This is a genomic window from Sinorhizobium sojae CCBAU 05684, assembly GCF_002288525.1.
Lineage (GTDB): Bacteria > Pseudomonadota > Alphaproteobacteria > Rhizobiales > Rhizobiaceae > Sinorhizobium > Sinorhizobium sojae.
The window spans coordinates 2,175,004-2,190,759 of record NZ_CP023067.1 but is presented as its reverse complement, the minus strand read 5'-3'; the positions used below and the strand labels follow the sequence as shown (position 1 = coordinate 2,190,759).

The 15,756-nt window shown below is 64.7% G+C and carries 12 protein-coding genes; all 12 read left to right on the top strand.

Translation table 11 applies throughout. The features are described from left to right. The first annotated feature begins 82 nt into the window (after nucleotides 1-82). The 12 genes from SJ05684_RS10790 (at nucleotide 83) to ftsZ (ending at nucleotide 15,731) form a co-directional block, all read left to right on the top strand. Nucleotides 83-1,540 (top strand): UDP-N-acetylmuramoyl-L-alanyl-D-glutamate--2,6-diaminopimelate ligase, encoded by a 1,458-nt coding sequence (locus SJ05684_RS10790; protein WP_034851217.1) that lies wholly within the window; start codon nucleotides 83-85, stop codon nucleotides 1,538-1,540. A gap of 1 nt (nucleotide 1,541) precedes the next feature. Then, entirely contained in the window at nucleotides 1,542-2,975 is a 1,434-nt protein-coding gene (locus SJ05684_RS10785) for a UDP-N-acetylmuramoylalanyl-D-glutamyl-2,6-diaminopimelate--D-alanyl-D-alanine ligase (RefSeq protein WP_034851215.1), read from the top strand. A gap of 145 nt (nucleotides 2,976-3,120) precedes the next feature. Then, the gene (gene mraY, locus SJ05684_RS10780; protein ID WP_034851213.1) at nucleotides 3,121-4,221 is read left to right on the top strand and encodes a phospho-N-acetylmuramoyl-pentapeptide-transferase; all 1,101 of its coding nucleotides are present in this window, start codon (nucleotides 3,121-3,123) and stop codon (nucleotides 4,219-4,221) included. Nucleotides 4,222-4,227: 6 nt separating this feature from the next. Next, nucleotides 4,228-5,619, top strand: a complete 1,392-nt coding sequence (murD, locus tag SJ05684_RS10775) for a UDP-N-acetylmuramoyl-L-alanine--D-glutamate ligase (RefSeq protein ID WP_034851206.1) — start codon at nucleotides 4,228-4,230, stop codon at nucleotides 5,617-5,619. A gap of 74 nt (nucleotides 5,620-5,693) precedes the next feature. Continuing rightward, on the top strand, nucleotides 5,694-6,848 hold the full coding sequence (gene ftsW / locus SJ05684_RS10770; protein WP_034851204.1) for a putative lipid II flippase FtsW: 1,155 nt from the start codon (nucleotides 5,694-5,696) through the stop codon (nucleotides 6,846-6,848). Nucleotides 6,849-6,857: 9 nt separating this feature from the next. Continuing rightward, entirely contained in the window at nucleotides 6,858-7,985 is a 1,128-nt protein-coding gene (gene murG / locus SJ05684_RS10765) for an undecaprenyldiphospho-muramoylpentapeptide beta-N-acetylglucosaminyltransferase (RefSeq protein WP_095694299.1), read from the top strand. Further along, nucleotides 7,982-9,397, top strand: coding sequence for a UDP-N-acetylmuramate--L-alanine ligase (murC, locus tag SJ05684_RS10760; RefSeq protein WP_034851153.1), 1,416 nt, complete (start codon nucleotides 7,982-7,984; stop codon nucleotides 9,395-9,397). The genes murG and murC overlap by 4 nt, the downstream gene beginning before the upstream one ends. Beyond that, complete coding sequence (murB, locus tag SJ05684_RS10755) at nucleotides 9,394-10,368, top strand: UDP-N-acetylmuramate dehydrogenase (protein ID WP_034851151.1); 975 nt, start codon at nucleotides 9,394-9,396, stop codon at nucleotides 10,366-10,368. Before murC ends, murB begins: the two co-directional genes overlap by 4 nt. 322 nt (nucleotides 10,369-10,690) lie before the next feature. Further along, complete coding sequence (locus SJ05684_RS10750; protein ID WP_034851150.1) at nucleotides 10,691-11,617, top strand: D-alanine--D-alanine ligase; 927 nt, start codon at nucleotides 10,691-10,693, stop codon at nucleotides 11,615-11,617. After that, nucleotides 11,605-12,543, top strand: coding sequence for a cell division protein FtsQ (gene ftsQ, locus SJ05684_RS10745; protein ID WP_034851148.1), 939 nt, complete (start codon nucleotides 11,605-11,607; stop codon nucleotides 12,541-12,543). Before SJ05684_RS10750 ends, ftsQ begins: the two co-directional genes overlap by 13 nt. Then, on the top strand, nucleotides 12,540-13,871 hold the full coding sequence (gene ftsA, locus SJ05684_RS10740) for a cell division protein FtsA (protein ID WP_034851146.1): 1,332 nt from the start codon (nucleotides 12,540-12,542) through the stop codon (nucleotides 13,869-13,871). Before ftsQ ends, ftsA begins: the two co-directional genes overlap by 4 nt. A 99-nt stretch (nucleotides 13,872-13,970) precedes the next feature. Continuing rightward, nucleotides 13,971-15,731, top strand: a complete 1,761-nt coding sequence (gene ftsZ, locus SJ05684_RS10735) for a cell division protein FtsZ (RefSeq protein WP_034851143.1) — start codon at nucleotides 13,971-13,973, stop codon at nucleotides 15,729-15,731. Nucleotides 15,732-15,756: the final 25 nt, after the last annotated feature.

Below are 15,756 nucleotides of genomic sequence, written 5' to 3'. Positions count from 1 at the left end.
CGATTCAAGGTGTTACAGCGACCCGTTGCGTTTTCAAAGACATGCACGCGGTGGGTCGATATCGATGTGAGACAGGCGGTTCATGAAGATCAGGGACCTGGCGGGACCAAACTTCCCGGAACTTTCGGCGCAACTGAAGGATGAGTCGGCAAATGTCGAGATTTCCGGACTGACGGCCGACAGCCGGCAGGTGAAGCCGGGCGATCTGTTCGTCGCCGTTGCCGGGACTAAGGCGAATGGGACCGCCTATATCGCCGACGCGATCTCGCGCGGCGCGGCGGCGGTCGTCGCTGCCGATCCCCATGCGGATGCTGGTGTCCCGGTCTTCACGCTCTCGGAGCCGCGCCGCTTTCTGGCGCAGGGCGCCGCCGCCTTCTATGGGCGTCAGCCCGAGACCATGGTCGCGGTGACGGGAACCGCAGGCAAGACCTCGGTCGCTTCCTTCACACGCCAAATCTGGGCGCATTCCGGTCTTCCGGCGGCGATGATCGGGACGACCGGCGTCATAGCGCCAGGCCGTAACGCGTACGGATCGCTCACCACGCCGGATCCGGTGTCGCTGCACGGGCTGCTCGCCGAGCTTGCCGATGCCGGTGTCACCCATGCGGCCATGGAAGCATCGAGCCACGGGCTCGACCAGAACCGGCTGGATGGGGTCAGGCTCGCGGCCGCGGCCTTCACAAATCTCGGCCGCGATCATATGGACTACCATCCAACAGTCGAGCACTACATGGCGTCGAAGATGCGCCTTTTCGAGGCGCTCCTGCCGAAGGGCTCACCGGCGGTGATCTTCGCCGACGATCAATGGTCGGCGGCGGCGATCGCCGCTGCCCGCAAGGCAGGTCACGACGTGCGCACCGTCGGACGCAATGGCGAGTTCCTCGCCCTGAAGCGCGTCGAGCACTTTCGCCACAAGCAGTCGGCGGAGGTGCATGTCGGCGACGACATCTTCGAAGTCCACGTGCCGCTCGCCGGCGATTTCCAGGTGGCCAATGCGCTTGTCGCCGCCGGTCTCGCCATGTCCACGGGAATTCCCGCCGCGGCTGCGTTCGCTGCGCTCGAAAAGCTGCAGGGCGCATCGGGCCGGCTGGAACTTGTCGGCCAGACCAAGGACGGCGCGCTTGCTTATGTGGACTATGCGCACAAGCCCGACGCGCTGCAGAACGTGCTCGATTCGGTGCGCCCCTTCACGACCGGGCGGGTCATTCTCGTCTTCGGCTGTGGTGGCGACCGCGACAAGGGCAAGCGGCCGATCATGGGCGAAATCGCCAGCCGGCTTGCCGATGTCGTCATCGTCACCGACGACAATCCCCGCTCGGAGGTGCCGGAGGCAATCCGCGCCGAGATCATGGCCGGTGCCAAGGGTGCGACCGAGATCGGCGACCGCGCCGAGGCGATCCGCGCTGCGGTCGGCATGCTGACGACCGGCGACACGCTGATCGTCGCCGGCAAGGGGCATGAGGAGGGGCAGACGATCGGTTCCGTGACGCTGCCGTTCTCGGACCATGCGGAATTGCTGAAGGCCCTCGGAGGACTATGACTTGAACTGGCTCTGGACAAGCAGCGATCTTCTGGCGGCGATGAACGGCCGGCCGGTCGGTACCCTGCCGGAAGGCATCGTCGGGATCTCGATCGACAGCCGCACGATCGGCGAGGGCGAAGCCTTTTTCGCGATCAAGGGCGATCGCGTCGACGGCCACGACTATGCCGGCATCGCGCTTGCCAACGGCGCTGCGCTGCTCGTCGTCAGCGAAGCCAAGATCCCGGCGCTCGGACGGCTGATCGCGCCGATGATCGTCGTCGACGACGTGCTCGAGGCAATGATCCGGCTCGGCTGCGCGGCGCGCGACCGCAGCGCCGCGAAGGTTATCGCCGTCACCGGCTCCGTCGGCAAAACCACGACCAAGGAAATGCTCCGGCACGTTCTGGCGCCCCTTGGGCGCGTGCATGCATCGGTCGCCTCCTTCAACAATCACTGGGGCGTGCCGCTGACGCTCGCCCGCATGCCGGAGGCGACCGATTTCGGCATCTTCGAAATCGGCATGAACCATCCCGACGAAATCCGTCCGTTAACGCGGATGGTGCGTCCGCATGTGGCGCTCGTCACGAGCATTGCCGCTGCCCATCTCGGCAATTTTTCAAGCCTCGACGAGATCGCTTCGGCGAAGGCGGAGATATTCGAGGGCGTCGTCGGAGGCGGTCATGCCGTCATCAACCGCGACACACCGCACTATGACCTGCTCGAAATGGCGGCCCAGGCGGCGGGCGTCAGCCATATCCACTCTTTCGGCGCCAATCCGAAGGCCGACTATCGTCTGGTCGAGTTTGCCGGCGGTGCCGAAGGCTCCGTGCTCTGGGCGGGCATAGGCGGCAGGACGCTGGAGGTCGCGATGGGTGCGCCCGGCCGCCATATCGCCGAGAATGCGCTGGCGGTGATCGCCGCGGCCGAACTCGCCGGGGCGGACATCGAGCGTGTCGTCGCCGCGCTGGCGACCATGCGGCCGGAAAAGGGCAGGGGCGTGCGGCACCGTCTGGGGATCGGCACAGGCCATATGACGCTGATCGACGAAAGCTACAACGCCAATCCCGCGTCGATGCAGGCGGCGATCGCACTCTTGCGCGATGCCGAACCGGCGCCCGGCGGGCGACGTATCGCGATCCTCGGCGACATGCTGGAGATGGGCGAGCATGCCGCCGAAGTACATGCCGGCCTCGCGGCGCCGGTCGTCGAGGCTGGCATTGCCGACGTCTGGCTCGCCGGACCGGCAATGGCGCATCTGCGCGATGCCCTGCCGCCGGAGATTTCCGTGGTCTATCGAGAATCGGTCGGCGACCTCTCATCCTATGCGGTCGGCGCGGTCGCTGCCGGCGACGTCGTGATGGTCAAGTCCTCGAAGGGCACCGGCTGCGGGCAGATCGTCGAAGCGCTTCGTGCCGCCTATCCCGAACAGACGGCCGAGACGGGGGAAGCTTAGGGGCTTTGCCACTGCTTTCGTGCTGGTGGATAGAGCGCTCGGCCAGGGGAAATGGTCTTAACATAGTTGAACGCAAGCGGGTATCGTCTATCAGATGATTCTGTCGGACGATGTCCGGTTACAAACCTTTTGGGGAAAGTCCCTTATGCTGATCTGGCTCGTGGACCTGGCGGACCACCTTCAATTCTTCAACCTCTTTCGCTACATCACCTTCCGCACGGGCGCAGCTCTCTTCACCTCGGCCCTGATCGTGTTCCTGTTCGGCCCGGCGATGATCGATTCCTTACGCATCCGCCAGGGCAAGGGCCAGCCGATCCGTGCCGACGGGCCGCAGACGCACTTCAAGAAGGCCGGCACGCCCACCATGGGCGGCCTGATGATCCTCGCGGGCATCGTCGGCTCTTCGCTGCTCTGGGCAGACCTTTCGAGCGTCTATGTCGTGTCGACGCTTCTGGTGACGCTCGGCTTCGGCGCCATCGGTTTCTATGACGATTATCTCAAGGTCACGAAGCAATCGGACAAGGGCTTTTCCGGCAAGGCGCGGCTCGGCATCGAATTCGTGATCGCCTCGATTGCCGTCTTCTTCATGATGCGGGCGGCGCTTTCCGCCGGCAGCGCCGGTTCCACCTTCGGCTCGTCAGTGACATTCCCCTTCTTCAAGGACCTGATGCTCAATCTCGGCTATTTCTTCGTGCTGTTCGGTGGCTTCGTGATCGTCGGGGCGGGTAATGCCGTGAACCTGACGGACGGTCTCGATGGGCTTGCGATCGGGCCGGTGATGATCGCATCCGCAGCCTTCGGCCTGATCGCCTATCTGGCCGGTAATGCCGTCTTCGCCAACTATCTGCAGATCCATTTCGTGCCGGGCACCGGCGAGCTTGCGGTGATTCTCGGCGCGGTCATTGGTGCGGGCCTCGGCTTTCTCTGGTTCAATGCGCCGCCGGCGGCGATCTTCATGGGCGACACCGGTTCGCTCGCGCTCGGCGGTCTGATCGGCACCGTCGCCGTCGCCACCAAGCACGAAATCGTCATGATCATCATCGGCGGCCTCTTCGTCATCGAGACGCTGTCGGTCATCATCCAGGTCTTCTGGTTCAAACGCACCGGCCGCCGCGTCTTCCTGATGGCGCCGATCCATCACCATTTCGAGAAGAAGGGCTGGACGGAGAGCCAGGTCGTGATCCGTTTCTGGATCATCGCCGTCATCCTGGCCATGGTCGGTCTTTCCACCCTGAAGCTCAGGTGAGCGGCGATGATACCGGTCACCACATTCAAGGGCAGGAAGGTCGCACTCTTCGGATTGGGCGGTTCGGGGCTGGCGACGGCCCGGGCGCTGGTTGCCGGCGGCGCGGAGGTTGCCGCCTGGGACGACAATCCCGACAGCGTCGCCAAGGCCGCCGCGGCCGGCATTGCGACGATGGACCTGCACGGAGCGGACTGGCCGGCCATCACCGCCCTCGTGCTTTCGCCCGGCGTGCCGCTGACGCATCCGAAGCCGCATTGGAGCGTTGATCTTGCTCGTCAGGCGGGCGTGGAGATCATCGGCGATGTCGAGCTTTTCGTGCGCGAGCGCCGAGCACATGCGCCCGATTGCCCGTTCATCGCGATCACCGGCACCAACGGCAAATCGACGACGACGGCGCTGATCGCGCATATCCTGAAGACGAGCGGGCGCGACACGCAGCTCGGCGGCAATATCGGCACGGCGGTGCTGACGCTCGATCCGCCAGAGGCCGGACGCTTCTATGTGGTCGAGTGCTCCTCCTACCAGATCGACCTTGCGCCGACGCTTGATGCGACGGCCGGCATCCTGCTCAACCTGACGCCCGATCACCTGGATCGGCACGGCACCATGCAGCACTATGCCGATATCAAGGAGCGGCTGGTGGCGGGAAGCGGCACCGCCATCGTCGGCGTCGACGACAGTTTCTCGAGCCTGGTCGCCGACCGGGTCGAGCGGGCCGGCACGAAGGTCGCGCGAATCTCGCGCCGCCATGCGCTTGCGGACGGCATCTATGCAGAAGGCTCGCAATTGATGCGGGCTCACGGGGGCACGGCCGTGCTCGTCACCGATCTTTCCGGCATTGAGACGCTGCGCGGCGGGCACAATGCCCAGAACGCCGCTGCGGCCGTTGCCGCTTGCCTCGCCGTCGGGGTCGACGAGAAGGAGATCGTGGAGGGGCTTACGACCTTCCCGGGTCTCAAGCACCGGATGCAGCCAGTCGCGAGGATGGGCGAAGTCGTTTTCGTCAACGACAGCAAGGCGACGAATGCCGATGCGGCCGCGCCCGCGCTTTCGAGCTATGAGCGGATCTATTGGATTGCAGGGGGGCTTCCGAAGGAGGGCGGCATTACCTCACTGGCGCCATTTTTCCCGAAAATCGCCAAGGCCTACCTGATCGGCGAGGCGGCGCCGGCCTTCGCCGCGACACTCGGCGAGGCGGTGCCCTACGAGATTTCCGGGACGCTCGAGAAAGCGGTGGCGCATGCGGCGGCGGATGCGGCGCGGGATCCGCAAGGTTTTGCGGCCGTGATGCTTTCCCCGGCTTGCGCAAGCTTCGACCAGTACAAGAATTTCGAGGTGCGGGGAGATGCCTTCGTCGGCCATGTGGCGGCGCTCGAAGGTGTGGCCATGCTCATCTGACGGCCGCGAGGAGGGGAGCGGCAGTCGAGCGGTTTTTGGACGGGCGCGCAGGCGCCGGAAAAGGGGACAGACAGATGGTAAGCCGAGCCGAACGTGGCCCCGTGGCCGACTGGTTCTGGACGATAGACAGGCTCTTTCTGGCGACCTTCGTTCTGCTGATGGGGGTCGGGTTCATGCTCTCCTTTGCGGCCAGCCCTCCGGTTGCCGAGAGGCTCGGCCTCGACAGCTTCCACTTCGTCAAGCGCCACGCGGTGTTCCTGTTTCCCTCGCTTGCGGTGATGATCGGCATTTCCTTCCTCTCTCCGCGGCAGGTGAGGCGGGTGGCGATCATTCTGCTCGGCGCTTCGCTCGCGATGATGGTCCTCGTCCTGTTCGTCGGACAGGAGGTCAAGGGATCGCTGCGGTGGATCTCGATCGCCGGCATTTCGATCCAGCCGTCGGAGTTCATGAAGCCCGCCTTCGTGGTCGTCTGCGCCTGGCTTTTCGCCGAGCACGCCAAACAGCCGGAAATCCCCGGCAATCTTTTGTCCATCCTCCTGTTCGGCATCGTTGGTGTGCTGCTCGTCGCCCAGCCGGACCTTGGCCAGACGGTGCTGACCGCAACGGTGTGGGGCGGCATGTTCTTCATGGCCGGCATGCCGTGGCTCTGGATCATCGTGCTTGCCGCCCTGGCGATGGGCGGCTTCTTCGCCGCCTATACCGTGCTGCCGCACGTCGCAGGCCGTATCGACCGGTTCCTCACCGGCGAGGGCGACACCTTCCAGGTGGACACGGCGCGCGAGGCGATCATTCGCGGCGACTGGTTCGGCCGCGGCCCGGGCGAGGGCATGGTCAAGCGCATCATCCCCGACAGCCACACCGACTTCGTTTTTTCCGTGGCGGCGGAAGAGTTCGGCATCCTCTTCTGCATGATCATCGTGATGATCTTTGCCTTCCTGGTGATGCGCGGCCTCAACCATGCCTTCCGCGAACGCAACGACTTCAACAGGTTTGCCGTCGCCGGCCTGGTGCTGCAGATCGGTATCCAGTCGCTGATCAATATCGGCGTCAACCTCGAACTGCTGCCGGCGAAGGGCATGACCCTTCCGCTGATTTCCTATGGCGGCTCGTCGATGGTGGCTATCTGCGTGACGGCCGGTTTCATCCTGGCCCTGACGCGGCATCGGCCGGAAAAGCGCGCGGTCGAGCGCAGCCTCTTCCGATCCGGCGTCGGGGTCCCGGCGGAGTAGGACATGGATATGGGCTACGACAAGGGCATCGTTCTTCTGGCCGCCGGCGGCACCGGCGGACATCTCTTTCCCGCGGAAGCGCTGGCGCATGAGCTGAAGACCGGCGGCTATTCCGTGCATCTGGTGACCGATAGCCGCGCCGAGCGCTACGCCGGCAAATTCCCGGCGGACGAGATCCATGTCGTGCCGTCCGCGACGATCGGCTCGAAGAATCCGGTCAAGCTGGCGCGGTCGCTTTGGAAGCTCTGGACGGGCTTGCGGGCCGCGCGGCGGCTGATTACGCGGCTCAAGCCGCGCGCCGTGGTCGGCTTCGGCGGCTATCCGACGGTGCCGCCGCTGCTCGCCGCGACCCAGATGGGTGTCCCCTCGCTAATCCACGAGCAGAACGCCGTCATGGGCCGCGCCAACCGAATGCTGGCTTCGCGGGTGCAGGCGGTTGCGGGCGGGTTCCTCCAGGAAGGCGTCGGAGCCTTTTCCATGAAGACCGTGACGACGGGGAACCCGGTTCGCCCGGCCGTACTGGAGGCGGCCACGTCCCCCTATGCGGCTTCCGGCGACGGGCTGTTCCATCTCGTCGTTTTCGGCGGCAGCCAGGGTGCGCAATTTTTCTCCAAAGCGGTGCCGCAGGCGATCTGCCGCCTCGACGACGGGCAGCGCCAACGGCTCAAGGTGACGCAGCAGGCGCGCCCGGAGGACCGGGAAGGGGTGATCTCCGCCTATGAGAAGCTTGGCATTCGGGCCGAGGTTTCCCCGTTCTTCTCGGACATGGCTGCGCGGCTCGCTTCGGCGCATCTCGTCGTCTGCCGCTCCGGCGCTTCGACCGTCTCCGAGCTTTCCGCCATCGGCCGGCCATCGATTCTCGTGCCCTATCCCTATGCGCTCGATCACGACCAGGCAGCGAACGCCGCGACCCTTGCGGCCAAGGGCGGGGCGCAGGTGATCGCGCAGGCGGAACTCGGCGCCGAGCGCTTCGGCAAGCTTCTCTCCGACGCGATGAACAATCCAGAGGGACTGGCCGACATGGCGGCAAAGGCCCGCGAGACAGGCAAGCCGGAGGCGGCGCGCTTGCTTGCATCCTTGGTAGAGGCTATTGCCAGCGGTTCGACAGTCGCGAAATTCAAGGAAACACGCTCATGAAAATGCCGAGGACGATCGGGCTCGTACACTTCATCGGTATCGGCGGCATCGGCATGAGCGGAATTGCCGAGGTGTTGCATAATCTCGGTCACCGCGTTCAAGGCTCCGACCAGGCCGACAACGCCAATGTCCAGCGCCTGCGCGAGAAGGGCATCGAGATCTCGATCGGCCACCGGGCCGAAAACCTCGGCGACGCCGAAGTGGTGGTCGTCTCGACAGCGATCCGCCAGGACAATCCGGAACTCATTGCCGCGCGCGAGAAATTTCTCCCGGTCGTGCGCCGCGCCGAGATGCTGGCTGAACTGATGCGCTTCCGCAATGCAATCGCGATCGGCGGCACGCATGGCAAGACGACGACGACCTCAATGGTGGCGGCGCTGCTTGACGCCGGCGGCCTCGATCCGACCGTGATCAATGGCGGCATCATCAATGCCTATGGCACGAATGCGCGTATGGGCGCGGGCGACTGGATGGTGGTCGAAGCGGATGAATCCGACGGCACGTTCCTGAAGCTTCCCGCCGACATCGCCGTCGTCACCAATATCGATCCGGAGCATCTCGACCACTACGGCAATTTCGATGCGGTGCGCGCCGCCTTCCGGCAATTCGTCGAGAACGTGCCTTTCTACGGCTTCGGCGTGCTCTGCCTCGATCATCCCGAGGTGCAGGGCATGGTCGGCAAAATCGAGGATCGCAAGATCGTCACCTATGGCGAGAACCCGCAGGCCGATGTGCGTTATCACAATATCCGCATGGACGGGGCGACTTCCGTTTTCGATGTCGTGATTCGCCGCCGCCGCACCGGCCAGGTTATCGAACTCAGGGACCTGCGCCTGCCCATGCCCGGCCGGCATAACGTCTCGAACGCTACGGCGGCCGTTGCCGTCGCCCAACGTCTCGGTATCAAGCCGAAGGATATCGCGCGCGGGATTGCCTCCTTCGGCGGCGTCAAGCGTCGCTTCACGCTGACCGGGGAGTGGAATGGGGCGCGCATCTTCGACGATTACGGCCACCATCCCGTGGAGATCAAAGCTGTCCTCAGGGCGGCGCGCGAGTCTTGCCGCGGCCGCGTCATCGCCATTCATCAGCCGCATCGCTACTCGCGGCTGTCGAGCCTCTTCGAAGACTTCTCCTCCTGTTTCAACGATGCCGATACGATCCTGATCGCGCCGGTCTATGCGGCGGGCGAGGAGGCGATCGACGGCGTAAGCTCCGAAGCGCTCGTCAGCAGCATCAAGGCTGCCGGTCATCGCGACGCGCGCTACTTCTCCGGCCCGGAAGCATTGGCGCCGACCGTCTCGAAGATTGCGCAATCGGGCGACTTTGTGGTTCTCTTGGGGGCAGGCAGCATTACCTATTGGGCCGCGGCCCTGCCCAAGGAACTCGCGGACATCTCAGGAAATCGAGCATGAAGCAGGTTGACGGTCAGAAAATCATCGAGGCGCTCGGAAACGGCGTCGACGCAATCCGCGGCCGCATCACGCCCGATGCGCCCATGGACCGGGTGACCTGGTTTCGTGCGGGCGGTCTTGCCGAGGTTATGTTCCAGCCGCACGACACGGACGACCTCATCGCCTTCCTGAAGCTTGTCCCGAAGGATATGCCGGTGATGGTGGTCGGCGTCGGCTCGAACCTGCTCGTGCGCGACGGCGGCATTCCGGGCGTCGTCATCCGGCTCTCGGCCAAGGGCTTCGGCGATCTCGAACTCGTCGGCGAAAACCGGATCAAGGCCGGTGCGATCTGCCCGGACAAGAACATCGCCGCCATGGCGCTCGACCACGGCATCGGCGGCTTCTATTTCTACTACGGAATTCCCGGCTCGATCGGCGGCGCGCTGCGCATGAATGCCGGCGCCAATGGCGGCGAGACGAGCGAGCGGCTGGTCGAGGTCCATGCGGTCGACCGCCAGGGCAACAAGCATGTGCTGACCAATGCCGACATGGGCTATTCCTATCGCCATTCCGACGCGGCCAAGGATCTGATCTTCACGCATGCGATCTTCGAGGGCTATGCGGAGGACAAGGCGAAGATCCGCGCCGATATGGACGCGGTGCGCCAGCATCGCGAGACGGTGCAGCCGATCCGCGAGAAGACCGGCGGTTCGACCTTCAAGAATCCGGAGGGGCATTCCGCCTGGAAGCTGATCGACGAGGCCGGCTGCCGCGGCGTGATGATCGGCAACGCCCAGATGTCGCCGCTTCATTGCAATTTCATGATCAATACCGGTCAGGCAAGCGGCTACGAACTCGAATATCTCGGCGAGACCGTGCGCGCTCGCGTGATGGAGCATTCCGGCGTGAAGCTCGAATGGGAGATCAAGCGCGTCGGCAATTTCATGCCCGGCTACGAGATCAAGGAATTCCTCGGCCGCGCCGTCGCCTGAGGCGGCGGCCTGTTTACATGAAAATGGGCCGCGGCCGGCGCCATGGCCCTTCGTATCTCTGCCGATGCACCGGCGGATCCGGTCTGCGCCACATTTCCTGCCTCCGCCTTAGAAAGCCCCGATTCAGCCGCAACGGCTGGTGTCGGTTGATTCTGCTCGGACCGCGGCGCACTGGCACCGCAACAAGAGTTAACCAAAGTAAACGGTTCATTAACCATAATGTCGTTGTAGTGGCCCTACGCGGCGATCTCGCGACTCACGGCTGGAATCAGCCAGGCGCAAGCAAGCTTCGCGATAGTGGCGTATTGTTTTGGGGGTTTGAATGAGCGGCAGGCATGTTGCTGTCCTGATGGGTGGATTTTCCTCGGAGAGGCCCGTGAGCCTGTCTTCCGGGGCAGCTTGCGCGGACGCTCTGGAAGCCGAGGGTTATCGCGTTGCGCGCGTCGATGTCGGGCGCGATGTTGCGGCGGTACTTGCGGAACTTCGCCCGGATGTCGCCTTCAACGCGCTCCACGGCCCCTTCGGCGAGGACGGCACGATCCAGGGCATTCTGGAGTATCTGGAAATTCCCTATACGCATTCCGGCGTGCTCGCCTCCGCGCTCGCCATGGACAAGGCGCAGGCCAAGCATGTCGCCAAGGCTGCCGGCATACCCGTTGCCGAAGCGTTGGTGATGGATCGACATGCTTTCGGCAGCGATCATCCGATGAAGCCGCCCTACGTGGTCAAGCCGGTGCGCGAAGGCTCGAGCTTCGGCGTCGTCATCGTCAAGGAGGATCAGTCGCATCCGCCCCAGGTCATCACGTCGAGCGATTGGCGTTACGGCGACCGGGTCATGGTCGAGCGCTATGTCGCCGGGCGTGAACTCACTTGCGGCGTGATGGGCGACATGGCTCTCGGCGTTACTGAAATCATCCCGCAGGGTCACGCCTTTTACGACTATGATTCCAAATACGTAAAAGGTGGCTCAAGACACGTCATTCCCGCTGAGATTTCACCAAATATTTACCAAAAAATACAAACACTCGCATTGAAGGCGCATCAGGCAATCGGCTGCCGCGGCGTCAGTCGTTCCGACTTCCGTTTCGATGATCGTGGCGACGGCGAGGGCGAGCTTATCTGGCTGGAGATCAACACCCAGCCCGGCATGACTCCGACCTCCCTGGTGCCCGAAATGGCGCAGCATGCAGGCCTTCAGTTTGGCGAGTTTCTCAGGTGGATGGTGGAGGACGCATCGTGCTTGCGTTGAGGGGCAACAGGGGCAAAAGGGTTCGTCACCCGCTCGGCGTTTCGGCCGAAGCGGATGGCGCGTTCGTGTTGCCGCGTCCGCTGCGCAAAAGCGTACGCTTGCTCGTCGGGCTCGGTACGGGCCGCGTCCGTTTTCCTGCGCATACGGGGACCTTCTCCGCCGCCGCCTTCCTGCTGGCGACCGGCCTCTACGGCATGTCGCTCGGCGGTCACACGCAGAATTTCGCCCAGGCCTCGACGACCGCCGCAGGCTTTGCGATCGAGGATGTGCGCGTTTCCGGCAATGAGCAGACCTCGGAGATCGATATTCTCCAGCAGCTTGGGCTCGACGGGGCGACGTCGCTGGTCGCGCTCGACATCGCCGAGGCGCGCCGGCTGATCGGCGAACTGCCGTGGGTGGAGAGCGTCACCGTGCGCAAGGTCTATCCCGGCACGATCGAGGTGGACCTCGCGGAGCGCAAGGCCTTCGGTATCTGGCAGCACGGATCGGACCTTTCGCTCATCGAGCGCAGCGGCAGCGTCATTGCGCCTTTGCGCGACAACAAGTTCGCCGCGCTGCCGCTCTTTGTCGGCCGCGATGCCGAGACGGCGGCTGCCAACTTCTACGACGATTTTTCCCGTTGGCCGGAATTCCGCGCACGCGTGAAGGCATTCGTGCGTGTGGCGGGGCGGCGCTGGGATCTGGTCCTCAAGAACGGCATCGTCGTCAAGCTTCCCGAAAAAGGCGTTGCCCGGGCGATGAGGGTGCTCGCCGATATGGAAGAGGGGCATCAGCTTCTCGAGCGCGACATTGCCGCCGTCGATCTGCGGCTCGACGATCGGACGACCATTCAATTGACCCCGGATGCCGTGGCGCGCCGGGAAGTCGCGCTCAAGGCGAGGGAGAAGATGCTGAAGGAGCTGGAGAAACAGGAGAAGCGGATATGAACCTGTTCGGTTCCTCCAGTTTCGGTCTTCCGCGCCTGAAGCCGCTTTCCTCGAAGCGGTCTCATGTCGTCTCCGTGCTCGATATCGGTTCGACCAAGGTCGTCTGCATGATCGGCCGGCTGACGCCACGCGCCGAAAGCCAGATTCTTCCCGGCCGCACCCACAACATCGAAATCATCGGCATCGGCCATCAGAAGTCGCGCGGCGTCAAGAATGGCGTGATCGCCGATCTCGATGCTGCTGAAAGCGTCGTGCGGCTTGCGGTCGACGCCGCCGAGCGCATGGCGGGCCTGACGATCGACAGCCTGATCGTAAACGTTTCGGCCGGGCGCCTGCAGAGCGACGTCTATACCGCGACGATCGACCTCGGCGGCCAGGAAGTCGATGCCAACGACCTGCGGAAGGTGCTTGCCGCCGCGGGCCAGCAGTCCCAGCGCACGGACCGGGCGATCCTCCACTCGCTGCCGACCGGCTTCTCGTTGGACGGCGAGCGCGGCATTCGTGACCCGTTGGCGATGTTCGGGGACGTGCTCGGCGTCGACATGCATGTGCTGACGTCGGAGCGGGCGGCGCTAAAGAACCTGGAGCTCTGCGTCAACCGCGCGCATCTTTCGGTCGAAGGCATGGTCGCCACCCCCTATGCCAGCGGCTTGGCAGCACTTGTCGACGACGAGGTCGAACTCGGCTGTGCCGCAATCGACATGGGCGGCGGCACGACGACGATCTCCGTCTTCGCCGAAGGCAAGCTTATCCATGCGGATGCCGTCAGCCTCGGCGGGCATCACGTGACCACCGACCTCGCGCGCGGTCTTTCGACCCGCATCGAGGATGCGGAACGGCTCAAGGTCGTGCACGGCTCGGCGCTCGCCAACAGCGCCGACGAGCGCGATATCGTCTCGGTTCCGCCGATCGGCGAGGATGAGCGCGACCAGCCGACCCATGTCCCGCGTGAGCTCGTTTCCCGCATCGTGCGGGCCCGCATCGAGGAGACGCTGGAGCTTATCCGCGACCGCATTCAGCGCTCCGGCTTCAGCCCGGTCGTCGGCAAGCGGATCGTGCTGACGGGCGGTGCGAGCCAGCTGACCGGCCTGCCGGAGGCGGCTCGACGCATGCTGGCGCGCAATGTCCGCATCGGTCGGCCGCTCGGGGTTTCCGGTCTGCCGGCCGCAGCAAAGGGGCCGGCATTTTCCACGGCCGTCGGACTGATGATCTACCCGCAGGTTGCCGATCTCGAGACCCATGCCAGCGACGGCGGCGTGTTCTCGGCCTTCGGCGGCGGCAACAGCCGCATTGCCCGCGTGGGGCAATGGCTGAAGGAAAGCTTTTAGGCTTCGCCGGGCACCAGTTGCCGGCGAAACCGGGTGTTTGAGTTTTCAAGGATTTGGCCGACTCGGCAAGGCGGCCAGAGAAAGAGAAGGAACGGTAAAATGGCCATCAACTTGCAGAAGCCGGACATTACCGAGCTGAAGCCCCGCATCACGGTCTTCGGCGTCGGCGGCGGCGGCGGCAACGCCGTCAACAACATGATCACCGCAGGCCTCCAGGGCGTCGATTTCGTCGTCGCCAACACGGATGCGCAGGCGCTCACCATGACCAAGGCGGAGCGGATCATCCAGATGGGTGTCGCCGTCACCGAGGGTCTCGGCGCCGGTTCTCAGCCGGAAGTCGGCCGGGCGGCCGCCGAGGAGTGCATCGATGAGATCATCGATCACCTGAACGGCACCCATATGTGCTTCGTCACCGCCGGCATGGGCGGCGGCACCGGCACGGGCGCGGCCCCGATCGTCGCCCAGGCGGCCCGCAACAAGGGTATCCTCACCGTCGGCGTCGTCACCAAGCCCTTCCAATTCGAAGGGGGGCGCCGCATGCGCATTGCCGACCAGGGCATCGCCGACCTGCAGAAGTCGGTCGACACGCTGATCGTCATCCCGAACCAGAACCTCTTCCGTATCGCCAATGACAAGACGACCTTCGCGGACGCCTTCGCCATGGCCGACCAGGTTCTCTATTCGGGCGTCGCCTGCATCACCGACCTGATGGTCAAGGAAGGCCTCATCAATCTCGACTTCGCCGACGTCCGCTCGGTGATGCGCGAGATGGGCCGCGCCATGATGGGCACGGGCGAAGCCTCCGGCGAGGGCCGCGCCATGGCCGCTGCCGAAGCCGCAATCGCCAACCCGCTGCTCGACGAGACCTCGATGAAGGGCGCTCAAGGGTTGCTCATTTCCATCACCGGCGGCCGCGACCTCACCCTCTTCGAGGTGGACGAAGCCGCGACGCGTATCCGCGAGGAAGTGGATCCGGACGCCAACATCATCCTCGGCGCGACCTTCGACGAAGAGCTTGAGGGCCTGATCCGAGTCTCGGTCGTCGCAACCGGTATCGATCGCGCGGTGGCGGAAGGTTCCGGCCGCTCTGCCGACTTTCGCCCGGTAGCGCCGAAGCCGATCGTTCGCCCGTCCGCCGCTGTTCCGCAGCCGGCGGTGCAGCAGCAGCCCGCGCCTCAACCGCAGCCGCCGCTTCAGCAGGCCGCGCCGCAGCCGGCACAGCCGGTCGATCACATCGCTCTGGCGATCCGTGAGGCCGAGATGGAACGCGAGCTGGATATCGCCACCCGCGCTCAGGTCGCAACCCCTGCGCAGCCGGCACAGGAAGAGGCCTTTCGTCCGCAGAGCAAACTCTTTGCCGGCCTCGCCCCGGTGGAAGCCGTTCCCGTAGCTCGCCAGGTTCAGCCGGTACAGCGGCCGGTCGATGCGCCCGTACAGGCCCAGGCTCAGCCGCAGCCGCAGCCGGTTCGCCAGGAACCGGCCGCCGTCGTGCGCCAGCATGCCGAGCCGGTCCGCATGCCGAAGGTCGAGGATTTTCCGCCGGTCGTAAAAGCCGAGATGGAACGCCGCACGCAGCCGGCGCCCTCGCTGCAGGAAGAGCGTGGCCCGATGGGGCTCCTTAACCGGATCACGAGCTCGCTCGGTCTGCGCGAAAGGGACACCCAAAACGTCTCTGCCGACATGACCGCAGCCGCGCCGAGCGCCGCCTCGCAGCAGCGCCGGCCGCTGTCGCCGGAGGCAAGCCTCTATGCGCCGCGGCGCGGCCAGCTCGACGATCAGGGCCGCGTCACGCCGCAGATGCGTGCGCACGACGACGATCAGCTCGAAATTCCGGCCTTCCTGCGCCGCCAGTCGAGCTGATTCGAAGGTCGTTCCTTCGCCTTGC

Bases quoted from the DNA above. Each gene is read 5' to 3' on its own strand.
- SJ05684_RS10790 (WP_034851217.1), top strand. From the start codon at position 83: ATGAAGATCAGGGACCTGGCGGGACCAAACTTCCCGGAACTTTCGGCG.
- mraY (WP_034851213.1), top strand. From the start codon at position 3,121: ATGCTGATCTGGCTCGTGGACCTGGCGGACCACCTTCAATTCTTCAAC.
- murD (WP_034851206.1), top strand. From the start codon at position 4,228: ATGATACCGGTCACCACATTCAAGGGCAGGAAGGTCGCACTCTTCGGA.
- ftsW (WP_034851204.1), top strand. From the start codon at position 5,694: ATGGTAAGCCGAGCCGAACGTGGCCCCGTGGCCGACTGGTTCTGGACG.
- murG (WP_095694299.1), top strand. From the start codon at position 6,858: ATGGGCTACGACAAGGGCATCGTTCTTCTGGCCGCCGGCGGCACCGGC.
- murC (WP_034851153.1), top strand. From the start codon at position 7,982: ATGAAAATGCCGAGGACGATCGGGCTCGTACACTTCATCGGTATCGGC.
- murB (WP_034851151.1), top strand. From the start codon at position 9,394: ATGAAGCAGGTTGACGGTCAGAAAATCATCGAGGCGCTCGGAAACGGC.
- SJ05684_RS10750 (WP_034851150.1), top strand. From the start codon at position 10,691: ATGAGCGGCAGGCATGTTGCTGTCCTGATGGGTGGATTTTCCTCGGAG.
- ftsA (WP_034851146.1), top strand. From the start codon at position 12,540: ATGAACCTGTTCGGTTCCTCCAGTTTCGGTCTTCCGCGCCTGAAGCCG.
- ftsZ (WP_034851143.1), top strand. From the start codon at position 13,971: ATGGCCATCAACTTGCAGAAGCCGGACATTACCGAGCTGAAGCCCCGC.